Consider the following 25,617-nt stretch of genomic DNA (forward strand, 5'->3'; position numbering starts at 1 on the left):
CGGGTTTAAATAATATGGGTTTGATAATCCTTCGGAAAAATTTAAAACTGCCCAGCTAGTTATGAAATCTAAATGAAGCAATGAGCTATACCTAAACTGATGTTTAAGGTTCCGTCAGTTGAAACTGACGGCAATGAATTTCTGGGCGATTACATTTTCATTGCCGTTGACTTTAGTCACTGAACTATAGAGCTATGAACTTGTAAAACGGAACAAATTCCCGATGCCAAAACCATTCAGAATGTTTCCCATCCTCCTTTGCTATCAGCACAACATTTTTATTTAATCCCTTAGGGTTTATAATTCCATATATCTTTTTCATATCTCGAATCATAGCAGCACCTTCTTTATCTCCCGCAACAAAATATACTTTGCTATCAACCATGCCTGGTAAACTAAGTACAATATCATCGTAAATTTTCGGGGCCAACCAAAATGCCGGACTAAAAACTCCAGCCGAACCAAATACTTTAGGGTATTTAGCAATAGCATACATCGATATTAATCCACCCATAGAACTTCCAGCAATTGATGTGTTTTCTACATCTTTCAATGTTCTATACTTTGAATCTATAAAAGGTTTCAAAGTTTCAACTAAAAAAGTAACGTATGCTTTTCCTTCACCTTTCCCAAACTCGCTATCATACGGATTATATTCCTTCAATCGGTCTTTTCCTCCGTGGTTAATAGCTACAATAATCATTTCCTTTGAACCATTTTTTATCAAACTATCCATTACAGAATCAACTGCCCATTCATTTGCTCGTGGCGGGTTGGTGTGAAATAAATTCTGACCATCATGCATGTAAATCACCGGATATTTCCTTTTCGAAGTCTTATAACTTTTTGGAAGGTATATAGAAATTTGTCGTTGTTTATTTAGTTGCGGTATTAGAAATGCAGAATCTATAATATGAATATTAGCTCCGTAGCGGTAAATTTCTTTTATCGGTTTAAAATTATTCGTCCAGTTTGCAACATTGATATTCATTGAGGTATCAACATTCAAATTTAGGGTTCGGTTTGCAATAGGTTTGCCATCATTTTTAGATTCTGCCTTATCCCAGTTACCACGTGTAATTTTAAACTCAAAGTTTCCTTTAGGTAAGTTTAATTGGATAGCATAAGTTAAACTATCTTTTTTCGATAAACTGTATGCTTTGTTTCCTGGATTCCAATCATTAAAATTTCCTGCAATAAATAAAGTGTCAGCCGTTTTACTTGGAATGTGAACGGTTACATCAACTTTAAGTTGAGCATACATTAATCCTGGCAATAAAAGGAAAAGAACTAAAAATTTTGACATTATACTTTCAGGTTTATCAATTGAATAATTTTATTTCAACTCATCCAAAACACGAAACAATTTCTTATTGATTCCGCTACCACTGTAATTATTAATATTTATCACAATAGCATATTTATTACCAGCCGAATTAGTATAGTATCCTGCAAATGCTGAAATATCATTAATGGTTCCACTTTTAATTTTCATGCCGTTGTATTCTGGTAAGGCTTTGTAATAATCAGAAAACCAATTTTCCTTTTGGATTTGAAATAAAATATTCGCCATGGCAGAAGTTGTAACTCTATTGCCAGGAGAAAGTCCGCTACCATCTATAATGTTTAAAGCAGACTTATCAATGCCTTTCTGCGACCAAAAGTTAATCTCGGTTTGCGCACCGTTTGAGGTTGTAGCTGACTTTCCTGATTTTAGGGCAATGGTTTTTAATAGCGTTTCACCGTACAGATTAATACTTTTTTTCAAAAACCAGTACGTAATTTCACTCAAATTAGGAGAGGAGATAGTGTTAATCTTCTGGGTAATTACAGGAATGGATTGATTATTTAGGCTCATTAAACGAGCTGTAGTTGCTTGCTGGCTTGTGGTTACACCCAATCTTTTCAAAGTATCTTGTAATCGATAAGCACAATCAAAAGCAGGGTCGGGGAGCGCAACAGAAATTCCCGTCTTGCTGATTCCCATTCCCCAACTACCACGTAAATAGGCAACATTACTGTAAGGAGGTAGGAAAGCATAGCTTCTGTCACCAGTACCAGAACTGCCAGTTTTTAATTCATTTTGAATTTGAATATATGGCGTTTCAGGTACGGTTTTTAAAATTTTAACTTCATCCGCTGTATTAGAACCCGGGCGTAAATGAATGTCGAATTGATTTTCTCTCCAGGCTAATCCAGAAGTTCCGGCACCATAATAATTTCCAATATCCTGCCAAACCCAACCTTCGGGAGTAGTTTGAGTGCCAAAAATACGGTCGTCGCCAATTATCGCACCTTCAATTTTTTTAATTCCGGCAGCTTTAATTGCGGTAACCCATTGCGTTAAAACTGCATTTTCTTTGTTTTGATAACGCCAAGAAGCTAATGTTGGGTCGCCACTACCAATAATTATAAGGTTGCCTTTCAAAGTTCCATCAGGTGTAATGTTACCAGAATAAGAAAGTGTAGTTTGAAACTGAAAATCTTTACCCAAAATACTAAAAGCTGTGGCAGCAGTAATGGTTTTTAATATTGATGCAGTAGCCAAACCAATCTGCTCATTTTTAGCATAGAGCGTTTTTCCAGTATTTGCATCTAAAACACAAAGTGATGTAATGGCATGTTTCGCCTGCTCATCTGCTAATAAGTTATTGAAAGCTTTTTCGAGGTTTTGAATGTGATTTTGAGCGGAACTTACTAATGCTAGTAAAACAAAAAATATAGTGGGCTTTAAAAACTTCATAAAGTAAAATTAAAGGAAATAAAAAAAGTGATGTGTAACAAACACATCACTTTCACTAATCTTGTCATCACTTTGAATGTATTTCAAAGTCTATAATATTAAGATACTAAAATAAATTCAGCATGACGTATTTTGTTCTATACTAACTCCTTCTGAATTAAGTATTCTGCAATCTGAACTGCATTTGTAGCAGCACCTTTGCGTAAATTATCAGCTACAATCCAAAGGTTTAAGGCTTTTGGTGCAGATTCATCCCTACGGATACGACCAACAAAAACCTCATCTTTTTCATGTGCATCTTTCGGCATTGGGTATTTTAAATTTGCCACATCATCAACAACAATAATACCTGGCGATTTTTCTAAAATACTACGAACTTCAGCCAAATCAAAATCATTTTCAAATTCGATGTTTACCGATTCTGAGTGACCACCCATAACCGGAATTCGAACGGTAGTAGCGGTAACTTTAATGCTGTCATCGCTCATTATTTTATTGGTTTCTTTAACCATTTTCATTTCTTCCTTGGTGTATCCATTTTCCATGAAAACATCGATGTGAGGAAGAACATTTAAATCAATTTCGTAAGGATAAGCTTTTGGACCATCAATGCCTTTACGCTCATTCATTAACTGTTCAACAGCTTTAACACCTGTTCCGGTTACCGATTGGTAAGTTGAAACAACTACGCGTTTAATTTTATATTTATCGTGCAAAGGTTTCAAAACCACAACCATTTGTATGGTAGAACAGTTTGGGTTTGCAATAATTTTATTATCTATAGAAAGCTCATGCGCATTAACTTCAGGTACGATTAATTTAACCGTTGGGTCCATTCTCCATGCCGAAGAATTGTCAATTACCGTTGTGCCAGCTTCTTTGAAGCGTGGTGCATGCTCTAAAGAAGTATTTCCACCTGCAGAAAACAAAGCAATATCAGGGCGCATGCCAATTGCAGTATCCATGCTAACGATTGGGAACTTCTTACCCTTAAAAGTAATTTCCTTACCAACGCTCTTTTCAGATGCTACAGGAATTAACTCAGTTAAAGGGAAATTTCTTTCCTCCAATACTTTTAACATTACGGTACCAACCAAACCGGTTGCTCCAACAACTGCTACTTTCATTTTAAATTTTAATTATTATATTTATTAAACATTTGATATAAGCCCAAATATGAAGAAAATTCTGCTTATATCCCTATTGTTATTTTCTAAAATTGCATTTTCTCAGGTTATCGATTTATTTACCGATGGTGATTTCTCTCAAAATCCGACGTGGAAAGGCGATGTAAATTATTTTCAGGTAAACCCGAAAAAGCAATTACAATCTAAAGGTCAACAGCTCGCATCGCAAGTTATTTCGCTTTCTACTGCAAATCAACAAAGCTTAAACGTTAGCTGGGAATTTTTAGTGCAGCTAGATTTCAATCCATCTACAACTAATTTTGTTCGCATTTATTTAACTGCTGATAAAGAAGATTTAAAAGGGAGTTTGAACGGATATTTTATTCAAATTGGAGAAACCAGAGCCGCTGATGGTTTTCATTTGTACAAGCAAAATGGAACTACAGTAACTCGTATAATTACCGGACCGCAAAAAGTTAGAGCAAATGCAAATCTGGTTTTTGCAAAGGTTAAAGTTACTAGAGATGCTAATGGTAAATGGGATTTATTTACCGATGTTTTAGGTGGTAATAATTTCAATTTGGAAGGAAGTGTTACCGATAACACTTTTACAACATCATCATTTACAGGTTTTTATTGTAGATATACAACAGCTTCCAGGTACAATCGATACATATTTGATGATTTCAAAGTGGATGACCTTTTACCAGATGTAATTCCGCCAGTTGTCAATAACGTAACAGTAATTAATGCTACAACACTGGATGTTACTTTTTCTGAAGCTTTAGAAATAAGTTCTGCACTGCTAAAAACTAATTATAATTTATCTAATCAATACGCTAATCCGGATAATATTTCGGTAACCGTTTTACCAAACGTATATCGACTAACTTTTTCCAAAGAGTTTAATTCTGGAGAATATCTATTAAATATAAGTGATGTAAAGGATAAAAAAGGAAATGTTATTGCTGCAAATACTAATGTAAAATTCAGTTTCATTAAGCCATATACAGTTAAATTTGGTGATGTTGTAATTAACGAAGTCTTTGCAAATCCTACCGGAAATATTGGTTTACCTTCAAAAGAATTCGTGGAGATTTGGAACACCACTAACGATTATATTTTAACCCAAGGATGGAAATTTTCTGACCAAACCTCGACAGTCACTTTGCCTGTTGATACGATTAAACCGAACCAACATATCATTTTAACATCAAAAGCCGATGAAATTTTATTTAAATCTTTCGGCAAAGTAATAGGGCTTTCGCCTTGGCCAAGTTTAAATAATGATAAGGATGTACTAACTTTAAATGACCAAACTGGTAAAATAATTGATAAGGTTGCATATACCGACAGCTGGTACAAAGATGATGTGAAGAAAAAAGGTGGATACAGTTTGGAATTGATTAACCCAAAAGGGATTTGTGGTGGCATTCAAAATTGGTCTGCTTCTGTTGATGTTTCTGGAGGAACACCAGGCAAACAAAATTCAATTTACAATAGTCAGCTTAGTAAAGAAATTCCAAAACTTGTATCTGCAAATGTTGTCGACAGCGTTACCATACTTGTCGAATTCTCAAAATCAATAGACAGTTTATCGGCAGCTCAAAACCTAAATTATTTGGTTAACAATGGTGTAGGCAATCCTAAATCAGTAAGCGTCCATTCGCCTGATTTTAATGCTGCTACCTTACAGTTTGCTAATCCTTTAGCTAGAGGTGTAGAAAATATCTTAACCTTAAATAATATAACAGATTGCGCTGGTAATTTAATAAGTGTTGATTTTAATACTGCTAAATTGTTTATAGCGAAAAAAGCAGGGAAGAACGATATTTTGATTTCTGAATTATTGTTTAATCCAAAAGTTGGAAGTGTAGATTTTGTTGAAATATTTAATAATTCCAACCAAGTTTTGGATCTGAAAAATTTACAATTGGCTAATCTAGATGCAAATGGTAATGTAGCGAATATCAAAAATTTATCAACAAAAAATCTATTAATATTGCCAAAAACGTATTGGGTCATCAGTACCAATACCACCAGTGTTAAAGCAAATTATTTTTGTGAAAATCCTAATAATTTTGTCCAATTAAGTAGCATGCCTGGATTTAATAATGATAAGGGAACTGTAATTATATTAAGCAATAATTTACAGATAGATAGGTTTGATTATAATGAAAAAATGCATGTAGCTTTACTTCAAAATCCTGATGGAGTATCCTTGGAGCGGGTTTCGTTTGAAAAGAATACAAATGAGGTTGGTAATTTTAAATCTGCCGCAGCTTCATTCGGCTTCGCCACGCCAACTTATAAAAACTCTCAAGAACCAAATGGAGATGAATCTTACGTAAAAATTTTATCCAAAACTTTTTCTCCTGATGGAGATAATTTTGAGGATTTACTGACATTGGATTATCAAGTTACTGAAAGCGCTTGTTTTGCTACAGTAAATGTTTATTCGGATAAAGGAAGATTAGTTAGAAAGTTATTGAAAAATCAAACCATTGGAACAAAGGGAATTTTAACCTGGGATGGTTTAAATGATGATGGGCAAAAAGCCTCAGTTGGGATATATGTGGTTATTTTCGATGTATTTGATTTGAGTGGAAATCCCAAGCGATTTAAAAATACGTGTGTATTGGCTGCGAAAATAAATTAGATTTAAACCTAAGACTTAAAATAGAATTCTGTATTTATAATTATGAACGCCGGAGTAAAATTTACTTAATCTGTTAATTAATTAAGTTCTCTCATTTTAGTGTGTTTCGGTGGGATAATAATGAAATTGCAAATAACAGATTTACGAAGTTTTAAACATTATAGAATAAAACTTCGTAAATCAGTGAGCTTAAATCAAATTTGCTTTTATATAATCACAACTGGTTTTAATAGATTCGATAGGAGTTGGGTTATAATTGGTTTCATGCTCAACAAAATAATGTTGCATACCCGAAAGTTTGGCTTGAGCAAAAATCGTTTTAAAGTCAATCGAACCTTTTCCAACTTCAGTATTCCATTCTGGTTTTGCTTTGTCCATATCCTTAACATGCCACATCGGGAAACGTCCTGGATATTTGTTAAACAATGCAATAGGGTCATTTCCAGAACGAGCAACCCAATATAAATCCAATTCAAAATTTACCAGATTCTTATCTGTGTTTTGTAAATAAACATCATAACCTGTAGTGCCGTCGATCTTTTTGAATTCAAAATCATGATTATGATAAGCAAATTTTAATCCTGATTCCTTAGCAAATTCTGCAACTTTATTAAAATCATCGGCAGTTTTTTTAAAACCATCTAAACCCTTACTCATATCTACACGAGCGCCGGCAATGGTAAAATACTTTCCGCCAATTGCTGCAGCAGCTTCTATATCAGTTTTCAGCTTATCACTGTTTCCTGTTTTGCTAAATTCATCCATCAAATAATGGCCACTAGGTGCTTTTAGTCCATTATCCTTAAGTAAAGATTTAAATTCTTTTGGGGTTAATCCCCAAAATTTACCATTTGTAAAACCATAAGTTTCAACTTCTTTATAACCAGCATCTGCAACTTTAGCAATTATTCCGCGTACATCATTCGGTAAATCCTTTCGTAAAGTATAAAGTTGTAAACCAACTTTTTTAGTCACCTTATCAAAAGCAAACGATGGGATTAGTAATGCCGCACCGGCTGCTAGGCTTGCTTGTTTAATAAAAGATCTTCTTGAATTCATGGTTTAATTTGGTTAGATTAAATTAATTCCTTTTTAATGTAAGCACAACTTTTCTTTACCGATTCAATTGGATTTGGATTGTAATTGGTTTCGTGCTCTACAAAGAAGTGTTTCATACCTGATAGTTTAGCAGCTGCGAAAATAGATTTGAAGTTAATTGAACCCTGACCAACTTCTGTATTCCATTCTTTCTTGGTTTTATCCATATCTTTAACATGCCACATAGTAAAACGACCTGGGTTTTCTTTAAATAGCTGTACTGGATCTTTGCCAGAACGAACCACCCAGTATAAATCTAGTTCAAAATCAACAAGTTTTTTATCAGTTCCTTTTAATAGAATTTCGTAACCTGTAGTATCACCTTGCTTCTCAAATTCAAAATCGTGGTTATGATATGCCAATCGTATTCCAGCATCTTTACACATTTGACCCGCTTTGTTTATTTTCAACGCTAGTTTTTTATAATCATCGGCACTTTTCCTTAACGTAGGAATCAGCCATGGAATGGTTACATATTTACTACCTAACACCTTTGCGGCGGCAATTGCAGCTTTTAATTCTTCCGTATTATCATCAACTAAATAACTACCTAAACCATAATGTCCGCTAACAGCTTTCAGTCCGTTAGCATCTAAAATTTTCTTTAATTCTATAGGTGTTAATCCCCAAAATTGATCTTTAATCGAGAAACCATAAGTTTCTACCTCTTTAAACCCTGCTAAGGCAACTTTTTCTAAAACGCCTTTAACGTCTTTAGGTAAATCTTCACGGAGTGAATATAATTGCAAACCAACTACTTTATCGCCTGCGGCGAAAGCAAATGAGGGCATTAGATATACGGCAGCTGCTGCCATGCCACTTGTTTTTAGAAAATTTCTTCTTGATACCATAATTATTAAATATCGCAAATTGAAATGGCTTTTTTTAATGAGGCCAGTTTATCTGCATTTTTAGGAATAAATTCTTGTGCTACGAAACCTTTAAAGCCTGTTTCGAGAATGGCTTTCATAATGGCAGGATAATAAAGCTCCTGCGTATCATCAATTTCATTTCTGCCTGGTACGCCTGCAGTATGGTAATGTGCAATATATTTATGACTGCTTTTAATTGTGCTGATTACATTGCCTTCATCAATTTGCATGTGGTAAATATCATACAACAATTTAAAGTTTTCAGAACCAAGCCTTTTGCATAATTCTACACCCCAAGGCGTGGTATCACATTGATAATCCTGATGGTTAACTTTGCTATTAAGTAATTCCATAACCAATGTTACATTGTGTTTTTCGGCTAAAGGCATTAACTTTTTTAATCCTTCGACACAATTGTTCCAACCTGTTTCGTCATCTTTACCTCTACGGTTTCCGCTAAAGCAAATCAGGTTTTTGTATCCTGCAGCTGCAACCAAGGGAATCATTTCGGTATAGTTTTTTATTAATTGGTCGTGAAATTTTTTATCATTAAAACCATCAACCAAATTAATTTCAGCACCATTACACATGCTTGAAATTAATCCATGCTTTTTTAATGTTGGCCAATCTTTTGGTCCAACCAAATCTATACCAGTTAGGCCAAGTTTTTTCGCTTCAATGCATAAAGTTTCCACATCGAGCGTACTAAAGCACCATCTACAAACGGAATGATTTATGTTTCCTTTTAGCTTCCAAGGTTGTTCTTGTATATCTGTGTTATTCATTGCAAGCGATGAAAATCCCGAAGAAACACCTATTGCAGCTGTACCAGCAATAATATTTTTCAGAGCGTTTCTTCTGTTTAATTTAGATTTCATGTTTTATATTGATTTAACTTCGATTTCGGCCTTTGTTTTATCGTTAAATAAAACTGCAAAAAGTAAAAATACTACTGCTGCGATTCCTGCCGGTATAATCCAAACCATTTTCCAATCGGTAACATCAGCAGATTTGTACATATCCGTAATATAGCCTGCTACAATGAACCCAATAAGCATACCTACACCATAAGTTGCTAAAGTTATAATGCCTTGAGCAGCACTTTTTACTTGTTCACCAGCTTTAGAATTGGTATAAATTTGACCTGAAACAAAAAAGAAATCGTAACATACACCGTGTAATGCGATACCTATAATAAGCATAAAACTTAAGTTATCAGCATTTCCATAGGCGAAAAGAACATAACGAATTGCCCAAGCAAGCATACCTACCAAAATTGTTTTCTTAAAACCGTATTTAGAAAAGAATACTGGTATGGCAAGTAAAAATAATGCTTCTGAAACTTGACCAATAGCCATTTTACCTGTTGGATTCGATACTTTAATATCAGCAAGAAATAGCCCTGCGTTTTGGTAATAAAATGCTAATGGAATACAAATTAGAATAGAAGAAATAAAGAATATTGCAAAGTTTTTGTCTTTGAGTAATTTTAAAGCATCTAAACCTAGAATGTCTCTTACTTTAATGCCGCCTTCAGAAACTTTAGGAGGTGTAGCAGGTAAGGTAAAGCTAAATAAGCCTAAAGCTAATGAAGCAATTCCTGCCATTAAAAAAGTATTTTTTAATAACCCAGATTGGATTCCTTCAGGAGAATCCCAATGAAATACAAAACTAATCAGCAAGCCCGCTATAATCCAACCAATAGTTCCGAAAACACGTATGTTAGCAAACTCTTTTTCCGGGTCTTTCATTTGATTAAAAGAAACAGAATTGACTAAGGCAAGGGTTGGCATAAATAAAATCATGTAGCCCAAAACGTAAGGGTAGAAAATACTTACATCTGCAGCAGTGTACATTTGATACATCAATACAGCACCAACAATATGTAAAACACCTAGTATTTTTTCTGCGTTAAAATATCTATCTGCAATTAAGCCAACAATGAAAGGCGCAATTATAGCTCCCCATGATTGTGTTGAAAATACCGCCCCAGTTTCTGATCCTGAAGCTTTTAAGTTATTACCAAGGAAAGTTCCTAAAGTTACAAACCATGCACCCCAGATAAAAAATTCCAGGAACATCATGGTAGAGAGTTTAAAGCGAGTAGTGCTATTCATTCGTGTTATATTTGGTTTAAGAGTTAAGGTTGGGATTGAGGCTGAGGTTAAGGTTGAGGATAAGGTTAAGAATAAGATTAAGATTCCTTGCCTTAATCTTAACCTCGATCTCAACCTCCTTCTACAATTCTTTTATCATAATGTTTTTGAACCATACTTCATCTCCGTGGTCTTGTAATGCAATTTTTCCGGTTTTAAAAGTTCCCCAATCATTCCAGGTTGCAAATTTACTTCCGGCAACAAGCTTTTTCCAATTATCATCCCAAAGGGTAGTTTTAACAACAGTAACTCCATTAAGAATTAGTGTTAATTTTCCTTTTTTACTGATGATTTCTGCCGAATTCCATTCACCAACAGGTTTAACAGGTTCTGATGTGCTTTTTACTAAATCATATAAATCGCCTGCACGGTGTTTCGTAATTTTGCCATCTGGGTGGCCATCATTATCCAAAACCTGCATTTCTAAACCTGTAGAATAAGAAGCACTAAATCTTGGGTCTTCATGGATGTAAAAGATTAAACCACTATTTGCTTTTGGTGCTACTTTCCAGTCATATTTTAAATGGAAATCGCCGTATTCTTTATCCGTAACTAAATCGCCACCACCATCTGCACCTTTAGTAGTTAAATCTAAGTGCAATGCACCATCTTGAACTTGCCATGCACTACCCACACCGCTTTTATTGTAAGTATGCCACCCTGTAGTCGTTTTACCATCAAACAATGGTTTAAAACCTTTTTGGGCATTCGCAACATGAGTTATAGCCAATAAAATACAAGCGGAAAGAAGAATTTTTTTCATTTTAATTTTAGAATTATTGCCATATCAAGGTATGAAACAATCTTAATTTTATAGAAAAATAATCTAATATTCTTCTATTTTAGAATTGTTTCACACCTAAATACAGCTAATGTTTTATTATAACGTTAAGTTGTTCCAGCCTTTGCGATATTCGCGTTTTACAAACTGGTTGGCTTCATCAAAATTGGTAACTTTCATATTATCATTATCCCAAAGCATTTTCGTATATCTTCCAGGGTAAGTTACTTTACCATTTACTGTTTTTTGAATATCAAAACTTCTGATTGCTAAATTCGCCATTAATAAAGCTTCTGTTAACGGACCAGCAATTTCAAAAGGAGAACTAACTTCCTGCTTTCCGTAACCAGCGATTGAAGCCTCTACCCATTGTTTGTAATGCCCGTTTGCGCCATCTGGAACTCGAGCATATTTAGGCGCAACTTTAATATCTTTATTTCTGCTTAATGGTAAAAGTTTCGGGTTAGCGCTATAGGTTTCACTCATCATTTTACCTTTTGTACCAACAAATAAAGTACCGTTACCACCATCGCCAAAAGTTTCGTTAGCCTCTAATTCTTCCGGACGCTCTGGTTGAATACCACCGTCCATCCAATGTAGCGTAACATCACCTTTAGTTTTATTGGTTTTAGGAAATTTTAGAGTTACGTGGCTAGATGGAGGGCAACTTTCTGGGAAATAACCACGTTTAAATTCATCAACATAAACAGAACCAACACTTGCCTCAACCTCTTTAGCATATTTTAGATTTAATACGCTGAATGGAGCTTCAATTAAATGACAACCCATATCGCCTAATGCACCTGTTCCATAATCCCACCAGCCACGCCAGTTAAAAGGAACCAATTTATCAACGAAATCTTTATCAGGGGCAGTACCTAACCATAAATTCCAATCTAACTCTTTTGGTATTTCGGCTTTTGTTGTTGGCCATGGAATACCTTGTGGCCAAACAGGACGATTCGTCCATGCGTAAACCGTATGCACATCGCCAATTAAACCGGCCTCGTACCATTCTTTCATTTGGCGTGGACCATCATTTGATGCGCCTTGGTTACCCATTTGAGTAACAACTTTATATTTTTTTGCAGCTGCAGTTAAAATACGAGCTTCGTAAATATCGTGTGTTAAAGGTTTTTGCACATAAACATGTTTACCTAACTGCATTGCTGCTAAAGCCTGAATTGCATGATTATGATCGGGAGTGGAAACAGAAACGGCATCGAAGTTTTTATGCTCCTTATCCAACATTTCTCTCCAATCTTTATAATATTTAGCTTTTGGAAATGACTTTACACTTGCAGCAGCCCTTCTGTCATCAACATCGCAAAGAAATGCGATATCTGCTTTGCCACTTTTAGCAAACATTGCGATATCACTTTGACCTTTTCCACCAGCACCAATACCAGCAACAAGCAAGCGATCGCTTGGTGCTAAAAATCCTTTACCACCTAAAACGTGGCGAGGAACAATCATAAATGCAGCGGCAGCGATGGCGCTGGTTTTAATAAAATCGCGGCGGTTACTCGCGGTTTTATTTTCTTGCTCTGTTTTCATTATCAATAGGGTTTAATCTGGTTATGATTTTACTTTTTCTTCAATGATAAAATATATTTCGCCATTAATTTTGCATCATCTTTTTTTAAACTAGCATGAGCGGTCATAGGCATTGTTCCCCATACACCTGTACCGCCTTTGATAATTTTATCTGCTAAGTAATTAATGCTTTTTTCGTTGTTCGGGTATTTTTTAGCAACCTCAATATAGGCAGGGCCGATAATTTTGTTGGTTTTGTTATGGCAACCTAAACAATCAGATTTGTTAATTAATTTTTCTCCTGCAGATACTTGATAAAATGCATTATTGTGTTTCGTTGCAACAGCAGTTACAGCTTTTTCTTTTGCTAAATCTGCTTTTGAAAAAGAGGCCATGAATATTACCACAGCGCCTAAAATTAAAAATGTTTTTTTCATGTGTGTGTGTTATTGTTGTGTTTTAACCTGCGTAAATCGTTTTATTTATTCATTTAGCAGGTCATCATTTGTGTGTGTTATTATTAATTTATAAACCTAATATTTTTTTGTTAAAATCAGCATCACTTCCAGATGCTGCAAAATCATCAAAGGCCTTATCTGTTACCTTAATGATATGGTTTTTTATGAATTCTGCACCTTCTCTTGCTCCATCTTGTTGATTTTTAATACAACATTCCCACTCCATAACCGCCCAACCTTTAAAATCATATTGAGCCAATTTACTAAAGATGGTTTTAAAATCAACTTGTCCATCGCCTGGAGAACGGTACCTACCAGCCCGATTTGCCCAACTTTGATAACCACCAAACGTACCTTGTTTACCTGTTGGATTAAATTCGGCGTCTTTAACGTGGAAAGCTTTTATTCTCTCGTGATAAAAATCTATATATTGAATATAATCTAACTGCTGAAGCACAAAGTGAGAAGGATCATACAATAAGCATGCCCGAGAATGATTATTGACTGCTTCCAAAAACATTTCGTAGGTTTCACCATCAAATAAGTCTTCTCCGGGGTGTATTTCATAACAAACATCAACACCACAATTATCAAATTCATTCAAAATTGGCATCCAACGTTTTGCTAATTCTGCAAAACCTTCTTCTACCAACCCAGCGGGGCGTTGCGGCCATGGATGAAAATACTGCCACATTAACGAACCGCTAAAAGTTGCGTGAGCATTTAAACCAAGGTTTTGCGATGCTTTTGCAGCATATATCATTTGCTGAACTGCCCAATCTTGTCTCGCTTTTGCATTGCCATGAACTTCTTTAGGTGCAAAGGCATCAAATAATTCATTATAAGCCGGATGAACAGCAACCAACTGACCTTGAAGATGTGTTGATAGTTCTGTAATTTCTAAACCATATGAGGCAATTGTTCCTTTCAACTCGTCTGCATAAGTTTTGCTTTCTGCAGCTTTTTGTAAATCTATAAATCGAGAATCGAGTGTAGGCATTTGAATACCTTTAAAACCCAAGCCTTTAGCCCATTCACAGATGTTTTCTAAAGAATTGAATGGAGCTTCATCACTAATAAACTGAGCTAAAAATACAGCAGGTCCTTTTATTGTAGTCATAAATTAGATTTTATAGTCCCACCATTTTTGGTCAGAATTGCTTGAGTTTACTACGTTTTCAATAAATGCCATCCCGCGTACACCATCTTCTGTATTTGGGAAATCTAACATTTCATCGGTTGGTTTTTGGTTATTTAATTTAGCATCAATTGTTAACGCAAAATTTCTATAAATATTTGCAAAAGCCTCTAAGTAACCTTCTGGATGACCGCCAGGTGTACGAGTATTATGTTTAGCGAAGCTGCCGATGTAGCCATTACCTGTTCTATAAATTTGTGCAGGTTGGTTTAACCATTTAACTAACAAGGTGTTTGGCTCCATTTGATGCCATTCTAAACCACCTTTTTCGCCATAAATTTTTATTTTAAGGGCATTTTCTTCGCCTGCAGCAACCTGCGATGCAATTAAAACACCATTAGAGCCATTATCAAATTTTAATAAGACGTTACCATCATCGTCAATAGCTCTTCCAGGTACAACAATGCTTAAATCAGCACATATCTTATCGATTTTTAATCCTGAAATGTATTCTGCCAAATGTGCGGCATGCGTACCAATATCGCCCATGCTTCCGCTTTTGCCGGTTTTAGATGGGTCTGTACGCCAAGCTGCCTGGGCATTTCCTTCTCTTTCTGAAAGCGTGCTTAACCAACCTTGAGGATATTCTACAATAATTTTTCTTACTGCACCTAAAACACCTTCGCTAATCATTTGCTTAGCTTGCTTAACCATCGGATAACCAGAATAGGTATGCGTTAAACAAAGCGTTAAGCCAGTTTCTTTAACTTTAGCATCAAGTTGTTTTGCTTCTTCTAAAGTTAACGTCATAGGTTTTTCTATTACAACATTAAAACCTAAATCAAGCGCTAACATAGCAGGAGCAAAGTGGGCGAAATTAGGCGTTACAATTGTTACAAAATCTATTTTTTCATCAGCAGGCAGTTTACTTTCTGCATGAAGCATTTCTTCGTAGTTTTTGTAAATTCTTTCATCAGGCAGGAAAAGCATTTTTCCCGATTCGTACCCAACTTCAGGATTTACACTTAACGCACCAGCGGTTAGTTCTATCAAACCATCCATATTTGCTGCAAGGCGATGCACAGCACCTATAAAGGCGTCTTTACCACCGCCTATCATGCCCATTCTTAATTTTCTTTGCATAAGGATAAGATAATGACAAAAGGCTTAAGGTAAATGGACTTATCCATAAACCTTAAACCTTTCGCATTTAACTTTTTATTAGATGTTATTTTTCTTTAATTCTTTTACAGCATAATCAGCAGCACGTGCTGTTAAAGCCATAAATGTTAACGATGGATTTTGACATGCAATCGATGGCATACATGCACCATCAGTTACAAATACATTATTAACTTCATGCATTTGGTTCCATTTGTTAAGTACTGAAGTTTTTGGGTCGTTACCCATTCTTGCAGTTCCCATTTCGTGGATAGCCATTCCTGGATAACAACCTGCATCGTAAGTTTTGATGTTTTTCATGCCTGCTTTTTCTAACATTTCAGCAGCATCATTCATCATATCTACACGCATTTTTTTCTCGTTTTCCTTGTATTCGCAGTCAATTGCCAAAACAGGCTGTCCCCATTTATCTTTCTTAGTTTTATCGATGTAAACTTTGTTTTCGTAGTAAGGTAACATTTCACCGAAACCGCCTAAGCCCATGCTCCATTTACCTGGCTTTGTCATTTTTTCTTTTAAGCCCGAACCGAACGATAATTCAGCCACATCATCTTGCCAGTTTGCTCTGCTTGCACCACCTTGATAACCGAAACCACGTAAATAATCACGTTTATCATTACCAACGTTTTGATATCTAGGTACGTAAATTCCATTTGCACGGCGACCATAAGTGTATTTATCGTCAAAACCTTCGGCTTCACCTGATGCTCCACAACGGAAATGGTGATCCATTAAGTTATGTCCTAATTGACCACTAGAATTTCCTAGACCATTTGGATGTGCATCGGAAGTTGAGTTCAATAAAATAAATGTTGAACCTAAAGTTGAACCATTTACGAAAACAATTTTAGCATAAAACTCCATTGTTTTGTTTGTTTCCGCATCAATTACCATTACACCTTTTGCTTTTTTGGTGTCTTTATCATAAATTATATGATTTACGATAGAGTATGGTCTAACCGTTAAACGTTTAGTTGCCATTGCAGCAGGAAGCGTTGAAGATTGAGTGCTAAAATATGCTCCAAACGGACAACCACGACTACATAAGTTACGGTATTGGCAATTACCACGTCCTTTATGAGGTACAGTTAAATTGGCAACACGTCCAATCATCATGATACGCTCTCTTTTATAATGTTCTTCAATACGGGCTTTTACCGATTTTTCTACAATGTTTAAATCCATTGGAGGTAAAAATTCACCATCAGGACAGGTTGACCAGTTTTCTTTAGAACCACTGATGCCGGCAAATCGCTCTGCATAATCATACCATGGAGAAAGTTCTGCGTAGCGCACAGGCCAATCGTTTCCATGACCATCTTTTGCATTGTCTTCAAAGTTATGATCGCTTAAGCGGTAACTTTGGCGACCCCACATTAATGATTTACCACCAACATGAAAGCCACGGTACCAATCGAAACGTTTATCTTCTGTGTATGGACATTCTAAATCGTTTACCCACCATTTTTCGTTTGCTTCGCTATATGGATAATCTCTTTTTTGAACTGGATGAGTACGTTTTTGCTCTTCGGTTAATTTACCTGCGTGTTGAAAATCCCATGGGTTTTTCATTGCAGTTTCGTAACCTGTAATATGCTCGATGTTCATTCCTCTTTCAAGCATTAATACACGCAAGCCTTTTTCTGTAAGCTCTTTTGCAGCCCAGCCGCCACTAATCCCCGATCCTATTACAATAGCATCGTAAGTATTTTCTGCTTTTAAATTTGTATTTAAATTCATGATGTTTTTTTGTTATAGATAGAAATTAACCAGTTGCCCAAGATTTTTGACCTGGTTTTAATGGAGCGTTTCCATCGTATCTACCAGGAATAAGCACGTATTCACGAGCCTTGGTGCAGCCAATTTCTGAAGAGTAATAGCCTAATAAAGTTAAATCTCTGGCAGTAGTAAAAAAGTAAACCAAATCTTTATTGTCTTCAGATTTACTTGCTTTTTGCGCAATAGCCATCGCTCTTAAATCAACCATTAATTTGGTTTTTTCGGCAGTTGTTAATGCTAAATAGTTTTTCTTAAAATCGGCCATTGATTTTGCCTGAAGTTCTTTAAAACCTTTAGCAAAAGAAGTTTGCATGGTTGCCGGGTAACAGTCTTTCATCATCATCGGAATAAATTTACCTAGGCCTGCTGCTTTGGCACCTGCTGATGATTTTGTTGTTGGTACAATAATGTCTGCAAATTCTGCTAAAATCTTTTCATCTTCTAATGAAAATAGAACGAAATTTTTTTCATTTTCGGGGAGCGTAAAACTTTCGAATAAAACGCCCATTGTAGTTGCTGATATGGCTCCTCCCAACAAGAATGCGACGTTTCTTAGTGCTTCTCTTCTGTGCATCGTGTTTGTGTATTTATATATTGGTTATTTATATACTGGTTGGTAATATTAAAAAAAATATGGGATAAATTCAGTTAAAATCTCGTTAAATAAATTGCTTGCAATGGGATTGTTACCGAATAGAATTGTTCTAAATAAAAAAGATTTTATTCATTAAAGGCTATTTAAACCGTGTTTTTTCCTCAAAATAGCTTCGTGTGAAAAGTACATTAGCATTAATGAATATCTAATTTATTAATGAATAAATTATTTCTACTATCTAACTATAAATTTCACACTCCTTTTAAGGCTTTTTAATTATTAAATATATAAAAAATGTTTTTATACACTTGTTTTGATGCGGTTTTTTTTAACCTATAAATAATAAAAACTTAAAAGGGAATATTAGTACATCAATAGTTTAAATATTTTACAGCCCTTTTATGGTTTTTTTTACCTTTGCCAAATTGTTTAAATAAATATGCAAGAAAATATAGTTGTTTTAGGTTCGAATGGGCAAATTGGTACAGAACTGGTTACCACATTACGTAAAATATATGGCGACGACCATGTTGTAGCATGCGATATTCGTCGGCCAGATTATGACATTAAAAACTCTGCACCGTTTGAGTTTGTAAATGTGCTTGATAAAGAAATGATTAACGGCATTTTTAAAAAGTATAAACCTACACAAGTATATCTCTTGGCTGCTTTATTATCGGCAACAGGAGAGCAAAATCCTAAACTCGCATGGGATTTAAATATGAACGGCTTGCTTAATGTTCTGGATTTAGCGCTTGAATATAAAACTGCTAAAGTTTATTGGCCAAGTTCTATTGCTGTTTTTGGTCCAAATTCGCCTAAAGATAATACTCCACAATACTGTACCATGGATCCAAATACGGTTTACGGTATTAGTAAGCTTGCTGGCGAACGTTGGTGCGAATATTACCATCAAAAATATGGTTTAGATGTAAGAAGCATTCGCTACCCAGGTTTAATAAGCTGGAAAGCAGCACCAGGCGGTGGAACAACAGATTACGCAATTCATATTTTTCATGAAGCATTAAAAAAGGGAAGTTATCAAAGCTTTTTAAACGCTGGTTCTGAATTACCTATGATGTATATGGACGATGCCATTCGTGGTACAATTGAATTGATGGATGCACCGGCAAACCAGATTTCGGTTCGCAGTAGTTATAATTTTGGTGGCGTTAGTTTTACTCCTGAAATTTTAGCTGCAGAGATTAGGAAACATATTCCTGAATTTAAATTAACTTACAGCGATAATGATCCTCGCCAGCAAATTGCAGATAGCTGGCCTCGTTCTATTGATGATGGTTTTGCAAATAAAGATTGGGGCTGGAATCCGGAGTTTGATTTGTCAAAACTTACAGCTGATATGTTAACTAATTTAAAGAAAAGCTAAAAGTGTATAGCTGAAAGACTAAAGCTAAAAGAATAAAGATTAAAGCTGAAAGTACAAATTAAAAATATAATAAATAAGTTGAAAGTTGTATGTATGAGTTCAGGCTTGTTACTAACTACTAAAAACTAATACTAGATATTAAAAATGGGAAGAGCATTCGAATTTAGAAAAGAAAGAAAATTTAAGCGTTGGTCTAAAATGGCTGTACAATTTACCCGTATAGGTAAAGATATAGTAATGGCAGTAAAAGAATCAGGGCCAAACCCAGATACAAACTCTCGTTTGAGAACTGCTATGCAAAACGCCAAGGCTGTAAATATGCCAAAGGATAGAGTAGAAGCGGCAATTAAGCGTGCTTCTGATAAATCGATGGCCAATTACGAAGAGATTGTTTACGAAGGCTATGCACCTCATGGTGTAGCTGTTTTAATAGAAACTGCTACCGATAATACCAACCGCACTGTTGCAAATGTTCGTAGTTATTTTAATAAAACAGATGGTTCATTAGGTAAAACTGGTTCGTTAGATTTTATTTTTAACCGTAAATCTATCTTCAGATTTGTACCTGCAGAAGGTTTGGATTTAGAAGAGTTGGAATTTGAATTGATAGATGCGGGTTTAGAAGAATTGTATGTTGAAGCAGATGAAGACGGAAATGATGTTGCTGTAGCTCAAGGTGCTTTCGAAAACTTTGGCTCTTTACAAAAAGCTTTAGAAGAAAAAGGTATCGAGTTGAAAAGCTCTAAATTGGAACGTATCGCACTTTCTCATCATGAAGTTACTGAAGAGCAGGCTTTAGACGTTTTGAAATTAATTGATAAGCTAGAAGAAGATGATGATGTACAGGCGGTTTATCATAATATGGCAGAATAAGCGATAAACTAAATAATTATAAAACCCTGAAAGGAATTAACTTTCAGGTTTTTTTTGTTTAGAATAACCAATTTTATTTCTACAGTTGTTGATATTAAATATCACAACACCTAATCTTTCTTGTGTCCAAATAACCAAGGCAACAAATCAGGTTCTGCAAAAGCACTATCCCAGCTGTTATGATTTGCATTAGGATAAAGCGTAAATTTCACTTCATCACCTACCGTTTTTAATCGCTCTGATATTGCAATTGAAAATGCGGGATCTACAACATCATCTTTACCACCGTGGAAAATCCAAAGCGGTATTTTTTTATATTTTTCTATGTTGTTTGTATTATCGCCTCCACAAATGGTAATTGCTGCGGCAAAGGTTCTTCTCTGCCTTCTCAGCAACTCAAAAGTGCCCATACCACCCATAGATAAACCACCAGCATACACTTGCTCTTTATTTACGAAGGGTTTTTTTAGAAAATCTTTAACCATGTTTTTTAAAGCATGCATTGCTTTGGTCGGTTTGCCACCTTCAACAAATGTGAATGTTCTTTTGCCTTGTTCATTCGGGGCGATGTTTACATTTGCCCAATAATCATTTGCCGGGCATTGCGGAAAAATTATTATCGCCGGAAATTTTTTTCTTACATCATCTTTTAAAAACAACTTTCCTCCATGAACCAGCTGACTTTCATTATTGCTACCACGTTCGCCACTGCCATGCAAGAAAAAAACTACAGGATATTTTTGAGATGGATTAAAATTATCAGGGAAAAGTATGCGGTAATAAATAGAATCTTTTCCTTTTATATAACTCCCAGAAGCGTATTGATTAAAATCTTGAGCTTTTAAAACGAACATAAAAGCCATTATGCAGATGGTTAGAAATATTTTCTTCATTTAACAAAATTAAAAAACCCCAGCTATTCTGCAATAGACTGGGGGATAACCAACCAATATAATTTTATTTTAACGAGAATGATGCTTCTTTGACGTCCCTTGAATTAGAACCGATAAAAACTTTAAAATCCCCAGGCTCAGCAACAAATTTTAAATCTGAATTGTAGAACTTTAAATCTTGTTCGGAAAGAGAAAAAGTTACATTTTTAGTTTCTCCTGCTTTAAGATATATTTTTTGAAAACCTTTTAATTCTTTTACCGGGCGAGTAATGCTCCCAACCAAATCTCGTGTATAAAGTTGTACAACTTCTTTACCACCAACTTTGCCATTATTAGTAACCGCAATAGTTGCTGTAATGCTTTTGCCTTTTGTTAATGTATTTGAGCTTAATTTGATATCGCCATACCCAAAAGTTGTATAACTTAAACCATAACCAAATGGATAAAGTGGTTCATTGCTTACATCTAAATAATTAGAACGAAATTTCTCGAACCATTTACCATCTGCCAATGGGCGACCAGTATTTTTGTGTGCATAATAAATAGGAACCTGACCAACATTTTGAGGGAAGGTTGCACTCAACTTTCCTGAAGGATTTACATCTCCAAAAAGTACATCAGCAATTGCATTTCCAGCCTCACTTCCAGGGAACCAAACATTTAATATTGCTGGTACATTTTCGTTTTCCCAGTTTAAAGCTAACGGTCTACCAGTAAATAGAACCAATACCACAGGCTTACCTGTTTTCATTAATTCTTTAATTAATTTCTTTTGCGTTTCAGGCATTTGGATATCGGTAACACTACTGCTTTCGCCTGTAAATTCAGAACCTTCACCCAATACAGCAACCACAACATCCGATTTCTTTGCAACATTTACTGCTTCCTTAATAAGCTCCTCTTCTGTTCTCGAATCGCGAACGTAAGTTTTATTGTGAATGTTTACATAACGATTTTCCATGGTAGAATCTGCAAGGAAATTCGAACCTCGGGCAGTTAATATTTTTGCATTTTCGCCTAAGGCATTTTTCATTCCTTGTAACACTGTAACCGATTTATCAAATAAAGCAGCGACACTCCAGGTACCGTACATATTTGCTGTATTATCTACCAACGGACCAATTAAGCCTATTGTTCCTGATTTTTTAAGTGGAAGAAGGTTATTCTGGTTTTTTAAAAGTACAAAGCTTTCTGCAGCAATTTCTCTTGAAGCCTGGCGATTTTGAGGTGTGAAAACTTCAGTTTCTGCTCTTTTTACATCACAAAATTTATATGGGTTTTCAAACAATCCAAGTTTATATTTAGCCTGAAGTATTAAACGGCAAGCTCTATTAATTTGTTCTATACCAACTTTTTTCTCAGCTAATGATTTTTTTAATGTTCCTAAAAAACCTTCACCAACCATATCCATATCTACCCCGGCATTTAAAGCTAAGGCAGAAACCGTTTGTAAATCGCCCATGCCATGCGCAATCATTTCTGGAATTCCGGTATAATCTGTTACAACAAAACCTTTAAAACCCCATTGATTACGCAAAACCTCTGTCATAAGCCATTTGCTTCCGGTTGCAGGTATGCCATCAACTTCATTAAAAGAAGCCATTATGCTTGCTGCACCAGCATCAACAGCTGCTTTATAAGGTGGTAGGTACTCATTGTACATCCTCACTTTACTCATATCGGTTGTGTTGTAATCACGACCACCTTCTGCAGCTCCGTATAAGGCGTAATGTTTTACACAAGCTAAAATTTGATTATTTGATTTTAAATCGCCTTGATATCCTTTAACCATCGCTTTAGCAATCGCTGATCCTAAAAATGCATCTTCGCCATTACCTTCTGATATACGTCCCCAACGAGGGTCGCGAGAGATATCCACCATTGGAGAGAAAGTCCAGTTGATGCCACTTGCACTTGCTTCAATGGCCGCAATTCTAGCTGATTTTTCTACAGCATACATATCCCAAGTGGCACTCATACCCAATGGAATAGGAAAAACTGTATTGTAACCATGAATAACATCCATCCCAAAAAGTAAGGGGATTTTCATTCTACTTTCCTCAACAGCTACCTTTTGTACTGCGGCTATTTTTTCTACACCTTTTATATTAAAAAGTCCACCAACTTCACCGTTTCTTATTTTTTTACCAATATCGCTGCTGTTTGCTTGTCCGGTTGTGATATCTCCAGAACTTGGTAAATTCAGCTGACCGATTTTTTCATCAACTGTCATCTTCGACATTAGGTTGCTGATAAATGCATTCATTTTTGCTTTTTCAGCGGAAACTGGCTTCTTGGTTTGAGCCAACGAATGAATCGCCAGCACAAGCATGATACTAAATAGGATGTTCGCTTTTCTCATTATATGTGTTTTATTCTTTTTAATAATTATTCAACTGTTTTTACAGCCGTTTTTTTAGAGATACCATTCTCATTTATTGCTTCGATAGAGAAGTAATACGTTTTCTTTAAATCCATTGCTTTAAACCAATACTCATTTAAATCATGAATCATTATGCAATTGTAAAGTTTATCTGGAGCAGTGCCATAGTATAAATTATAAGCAAAGGCATTATCAACCAGCTGCCATTTAATGTAAGCACTACGTTTATCTTTTTCTGTTCGTAAAACAATTAGGTTTTTAACCGAATCTGGTTTTGCGCCGTTTCCATTACCAAAAACACGCAATCCACTTATGGCGAACTTACCCGTTGGCATGTGGATATTTATCATTTTGATGAACCTTGTTTTTATGGGTTTAGCCAACTCTATGTAATCATGCGGAACATCGGTTTTATTTTGGCTTTTATCAACAAGTGTTGTCCATTTTTTTCCATCTGTTGATGATAAAATTTTGTACTGATGGTAAATATTAGTTTGCTTACCTAAAAATTCTGCGTCTTGATCGGCATAATTTATTTGGATTGCATTTACAGTAGCAAGGTTTCCTAAATCGGTTTGAATCCATTCGTTGCCATTAGATGTTTTCGCACTCCAATACGTTTTTATACTTTCATCAACGGCATTGTTTGCATAAAAAGAACCTAGTGTTGATGATACTGTTACTGGTTTTTTATAGTTAATTAGCATCCAACCCGGGCCAGCAGGACCACCTTCTTTTCGCTCCAAAGGTAAGTATAAGGGATAATCGCCAAATGCGGTGTTTGTCCACATCACATCATCTTTATCAAAGCCTGTGGGCCAAATTCCAATTCTTCTTTCCCAGGTATTTTTTACACAGATGATGCTTGTAGAAACATGCCAATAATTTTTGCTATTGTCTTCAAATGTGGCTCCATGACCAGCACCTCGAGAAAATCCACCAGCTTTAAAACTTAACGGATCGGATTGTGGCGTATATGGACTATCATAAAATAAGGGTTTGCTTCCTACCACAACACCATCGGCATAGCCGCTAAATTCTGTACCTGGGGCACCATATTGAAAGTAATATTTGCCATTGTGTTTTGTCATCCAGGCACCCTCAATAAATGGGTCGAGGAAAGTGTTGTCCATGTTTTCTCCGAAGCGTTGCCAACCATAGCGCCATGATTCCAGGATATACATTGGCATTCTGGTTCCTTTAGGCTTAAACGTTTTTCTATCCAACTCCACACCATATACCGGGTAGTTGTTGCTACTACCGTTGTACATGTAAAATTTTCCATCATCATCAGTAAAGAATGCAGGATCCCATCCTCCAATTTCTAAAGAATCAACTAAAGGTTTCCATTCGTTTGCTTTAGGATTTGTACTCATCCACAAAGTAAAATTTTTAGTGTATGTGCTTCCGAAAACAACCATGGTATCACCAAGAATCCCTACTGCTGGCGCACAAAGCTCGTCTTTAGTTTTATTCCATGGGCGTAGAAATTTACGTTCCTCAAATTTCCAGTTCAACATATCGGGGCTGTGCCAATAACCCCACTGGTTGGTGCTAAAAAGATAAAAATCGCCTTTATAATTTACAATAACAGGGTCGGCAGTGGCACGATGTTTACCCCATTCTGTAAACGATTCGAAAGGAGTGTAACCGTAATCAATGTTGATGGGATTACAATACGTTTTTTGTTTTTGAGCTGTTGCTGTCAAACAGAGTACTGTAATGAAAAATAAGAGTAAAGTTTTCTTCATGTTAAATTCTGTTGCTCGTCATTGCGAGGTACGAAGCAATCTTAATTAGATATTAGACACCTCGGCAAATCACAATATTTTCTTCAGACTGTTAAATTCAATTTGTTTTATACAATTTATTCTGCCCATTCCAAAAAGGATAGCATAGTGCATAAAAAATAATGCTATTATAAACCAACTAACCTTAATCCTAAATAGTATTCTGC

20 protein-coding genes are annotated in these 25,617 nt (G+C 35.5%); 3 read left to right on the forward strand and 17 right to left on the reverse strand.

The annotated features are described in order from the left end of the window. Positions 1 to 184 precede the first annotated feature (184 nt). The 3 genes from ACFOWA_RS09370 to ACFOWA_RS09380 form a co-directional block, all read right to left on the reverse strand. Positions 185 to 1,306, reverse strand: coding sequence for an alpha/beta hydrolase-fold protein (locus ACFOWA_RS09370; RefSeq protein WP_378984412.1), 1,122 nt, complete (start codon positions 1,304 to 1,306; stop codon positions 185 to 187). Between the two features lie 30 nt (positions 1,307 to 1,336). Beyond that, positions 1,337 to 2,743 carry a D-alanyl-D-alanine carboxypeptidase/D-alanyl-D-alanine endopeptidase gene (gene dacB / locus ACFOWA_RS09375; RefSeq protein ID WP_378984413.1) on the reverse strand — a complete coding sequence of 469 codons (1,407 nt, stop codon included), beginning with the start codon at positions 2,741 to 2,743 and terminating at the stop codon, positions 1,337 to 1,339. 137 nt (positions 2,744 to 2,880) lie between these two features. Beyond that, positions 2,881 to 3,870, reverse strand: coding sequence for an aspartate-semialdehyde dehydrogenase (locus tag ACFOWA_RS09380; RefSeq protein WP_188415423.1), 990 nt, complete (start codon positions 3,868 to 3,870; stop codon positions 2,881 to 2,883). A gap of 49 nt (positions 3,871 to 3,919) precedes the next feature. Between ACFOWA_RS09380 and ACFOWA_RS09385 the strand changes: the two genes are divergently transcribed. After that, positions 3,920 to 6,529 carry a lamin tail domain-containing protein gene (locus ACFOWA_RS09385; RefSeq protein ID WP_378984414.1) on the forward strand — a complete coding sequence of 870 codons (2,610 nt, stop codon included), beginning with the start codon at positions 3,920 to 3,922 and terminating at the stop codon, positions 6,527 to 6,529. Positions 6,530 to 6,718: 189 nt separating this feature from the next. On the opposite strand, the gene ACFOWA_RS09390 is transcribed toward ACFOWA_RS09385, so the two are convergent. From ACFOWA_RS09390 to ACFOWA_RS09440, 11 genes are all read right to left on the reverse strand, one after another. Next, positions 6,719 to 7,588: a sugar phosphate isomerase/epimerase family protein gene (locus tag ACFOWA_RS09390; RefSeq protein WP_378984417.1), complete on the reverse strand. Its 870-nt coding sequence runs from the start codon at positions 7,586 to 7,588 to the stop codon at positions 6,719 to 6,721. A gap of 17 nt (positions 7,589 to 7,605) precedes the next feature. Further along, positions 7,606 to 8,478 carry a TIM barrel protein gene (locus ACFOWA_RS09395; protein WP_378984419.1) on the reverse strand — a complete coding sequence of 291 codons (873 nt, stop codon included), beginning with the start codon at positions 8,476 to 8,478 and terminating at the stop codon, positions 7,606 to 7,608. Between the two features lie 5 nt (positions 8,479 to 8,483). Continuing rightward, complete coding sequence (locus tag ACFOWA_RS09400; RefSeq protein ID WP_378984422.1) at positions 8,484 to 9,377, reverse strand: hydroxypyruvate isomerase family protein; 894 nt, start codon at positions 9,375 to 9,377, stop codon at positions 8,484 to 8,486. 3 nt (positions 9,378 to 9,380) lie between these two features. Then, positions 9,381 to 10,616 carry a nucleoside permease gene (locus tag ACFOWA_RS09405; RefSeq protein ID WP_378984425.1) on the reverse strand — a complete coding sequence of 412 codons (1,236 nt, stop codon included), beginning with the start codon at positions 10,614 to 10,616 and terminating at the stop codon, positions 9,381 to 9,383. 121 nt (positions 10,617 to 10,737) lie between these two features. Next, complete coding sequence (locus ACFOWA_RS09410) at positions 10,738 to 11,418, reverse strand: 3-keto-disaccharide hydrolase (RefSeq protein ID WP_378984428.1); 681 nt, start codon at positions 11,416 to 11,418, stop codon at positions 10,738 to 10,740. 117 nt (positions 11,419 to 11,535) lie between these two features. Next, on the reverse strand, positions 11,536 to 12,993 hold the full coding sequence (locus ACFOWA_RS09415; protein ID WP_378984430.1) for a Gfo/Idh/MocA family protein: 1,458 nt from the start codon (positions 12,991 to 12,993) through the stop codon (positions 11,536 to 11,538). A 29-nt stretch (positions 12,994 to 13,022) separates the two neighbouring features. Then, positions 13,023 to 13,409, reverse strand: coding sequence for a c-type cytochrome (locus ACFOWA_RS09420; protein ID WP_378984433.1), 387 nt, complete (start codon positions 13,407 to 13,409; stop codon positions 13,023 to 13,025). Between the two features lie 88 nt (positions 13,410 to 13,497). Further along, the gene (locus tag ACFOWA_RS09425; RefSeq protein ID WP_378984435.1) at positions 13,498 to 14,550 is read right to left on the reverse strand and encodes a sugar phosphate isomerase/epimerase family protein; all 1,053 of its coding nucleotides are present in this window, start codon (positions 14,548 to 14,550) and stop codon (positions 13,498 to 13,500) included. 3 nt (positions 14,551 to 14,553) lie between these two features. Continuing rightward, positions 14,554 to 15,711: a Gfo/Idh/MocA family protein gene (locus ACFOWA_RS09430; protein ID WP_378984438.1), complete on the reverse strand. Its 1,158-nt coding sequence runs from the start codon at positions 15,709 to 15,711 to the stop codon at positions 14,554 to 14,556. Between the two features lie 78 nt (positions 15,712 to 15,789). Then, positions 15,790 to 17,490 carry a GMC oxidoreductase gene (locus tag ACFOWA_RS09435; protein WP_378984440.1) on the reverse strand — a complete coding sequence of 567 codons (1,701 nt, stop codon included), beginning with the start codon at positions 17,488 to 17,490 and terminating at the stop codon, positions 15,790 to 15,792. Positions 17,491 to 17,515: 25 nt separating this feature from the next. Beyond that, complete coding sequence (locus ACFOWA_RS09440; RefSeq protein ID WP_378984442.1) at positions 17,516 to 18,103, reverse strand: gluconate 2-dehydrogenase subunit 3 family protein; 588 nt, start codon at positions 18,101 to 18,103, stop codon at positions 17,516 to 17,518. A gap of 460 nt (positions 18,104 to 18,563) precedes the next feature. Here ACFOWA_RS09440 and ACFOWA_RS09445 point away from each other — a divergent pair, with 460 nt between their 5' ends. Together ACFOWA_RS09445 and ACFOWA_RS09450 are read left to right on the forward strand one after the other, a co-directional pair. Further along, complete coding sequence (locus ACFOWA_RS09445) at positions 18,564 to 19,511, forward strand: NAD-dependent epimerase/dehydratase family protein (protein ID WP_378984445.1); 948 nt, start codon at positions 18,564 to 18,566, stop codon at positions 19,509 to 19,511. A gap of 144 nt (positions 19,512 to 19,655) precedes the next feature. Further along, entirely contained in the window at positions 19,656 to 20,384 is a 729-nt protein-coding gene (locus ACFOWA_RS09450) for a YebC/PmpR family DNA-binding transcriptional regulator (protein ID WP_378984448.1), read from the forward strand. Positions 20,385 to 20,494: 110 nt separating this feature from the next. Here ACFOWA_RS09450 and ACFOWA_RS09455 read toward each other — a convergent pair whose 3' ends face one another. The 3 genes from ACFOWA_RS09455 to ACFOWA_RS09465 all read right to left on the reverse strand — a co-directional run bounded on the left by ACFOWA_RS09455 (position 20,495) and on the right by ACFOWA_RS09465 (position 25,411). Continuing rightward, positions 20,495 to 21,277 (reverse strand): carboxylesterase family protein, encoded by a 783-nt coding sequence (locus ACFOWA_RS09455; RefSeq protein ID WP_378984450.1) that lies wholly within the window; start codon positions 21,275 to 21,277, stop codon positions 20,495 to 20,497. 64 nt (positions 21,278 to 21,341) lie between these two features. Further along, the gene (gene bglX, locus ACFOWA_RS09460; protein WP_378984453.1) at positions 21,342 to 23,639 is read right to left on the reverse strand and encodes a beta-glucosidase BglX; all 2,298 of its coding nucleotides are present in this window, start codon (positions 23,637 to 23,639) and stop codon (positions 21,342 to 21,344) included. Between the two features lie 26 nt (positions 23,640 to 23,665). Then, positions 23,666 to 25,411, reverse strand: coding sequence for a family 43 glycosylhydrolase (locus tag ACFOWA_RS09465; protein WP_378984455.1), 1,746 nt, complete (start codon positions 25,409 to 25,411; stop codon positions 23,666 to 23,668). Positions 25,412 to 25,617 lie beyond the last annotated feature (206 nt).

The organism is Pedobacter lithocola (assembly GCF_042650845.1).
GTDB classification, from domain to species: Bacteria; Bacteroidota; Bacteroidia; order Sphingobacteriales; family Sphingobacteriaceae; genus Pedobacter; species Pedobacter lithocola.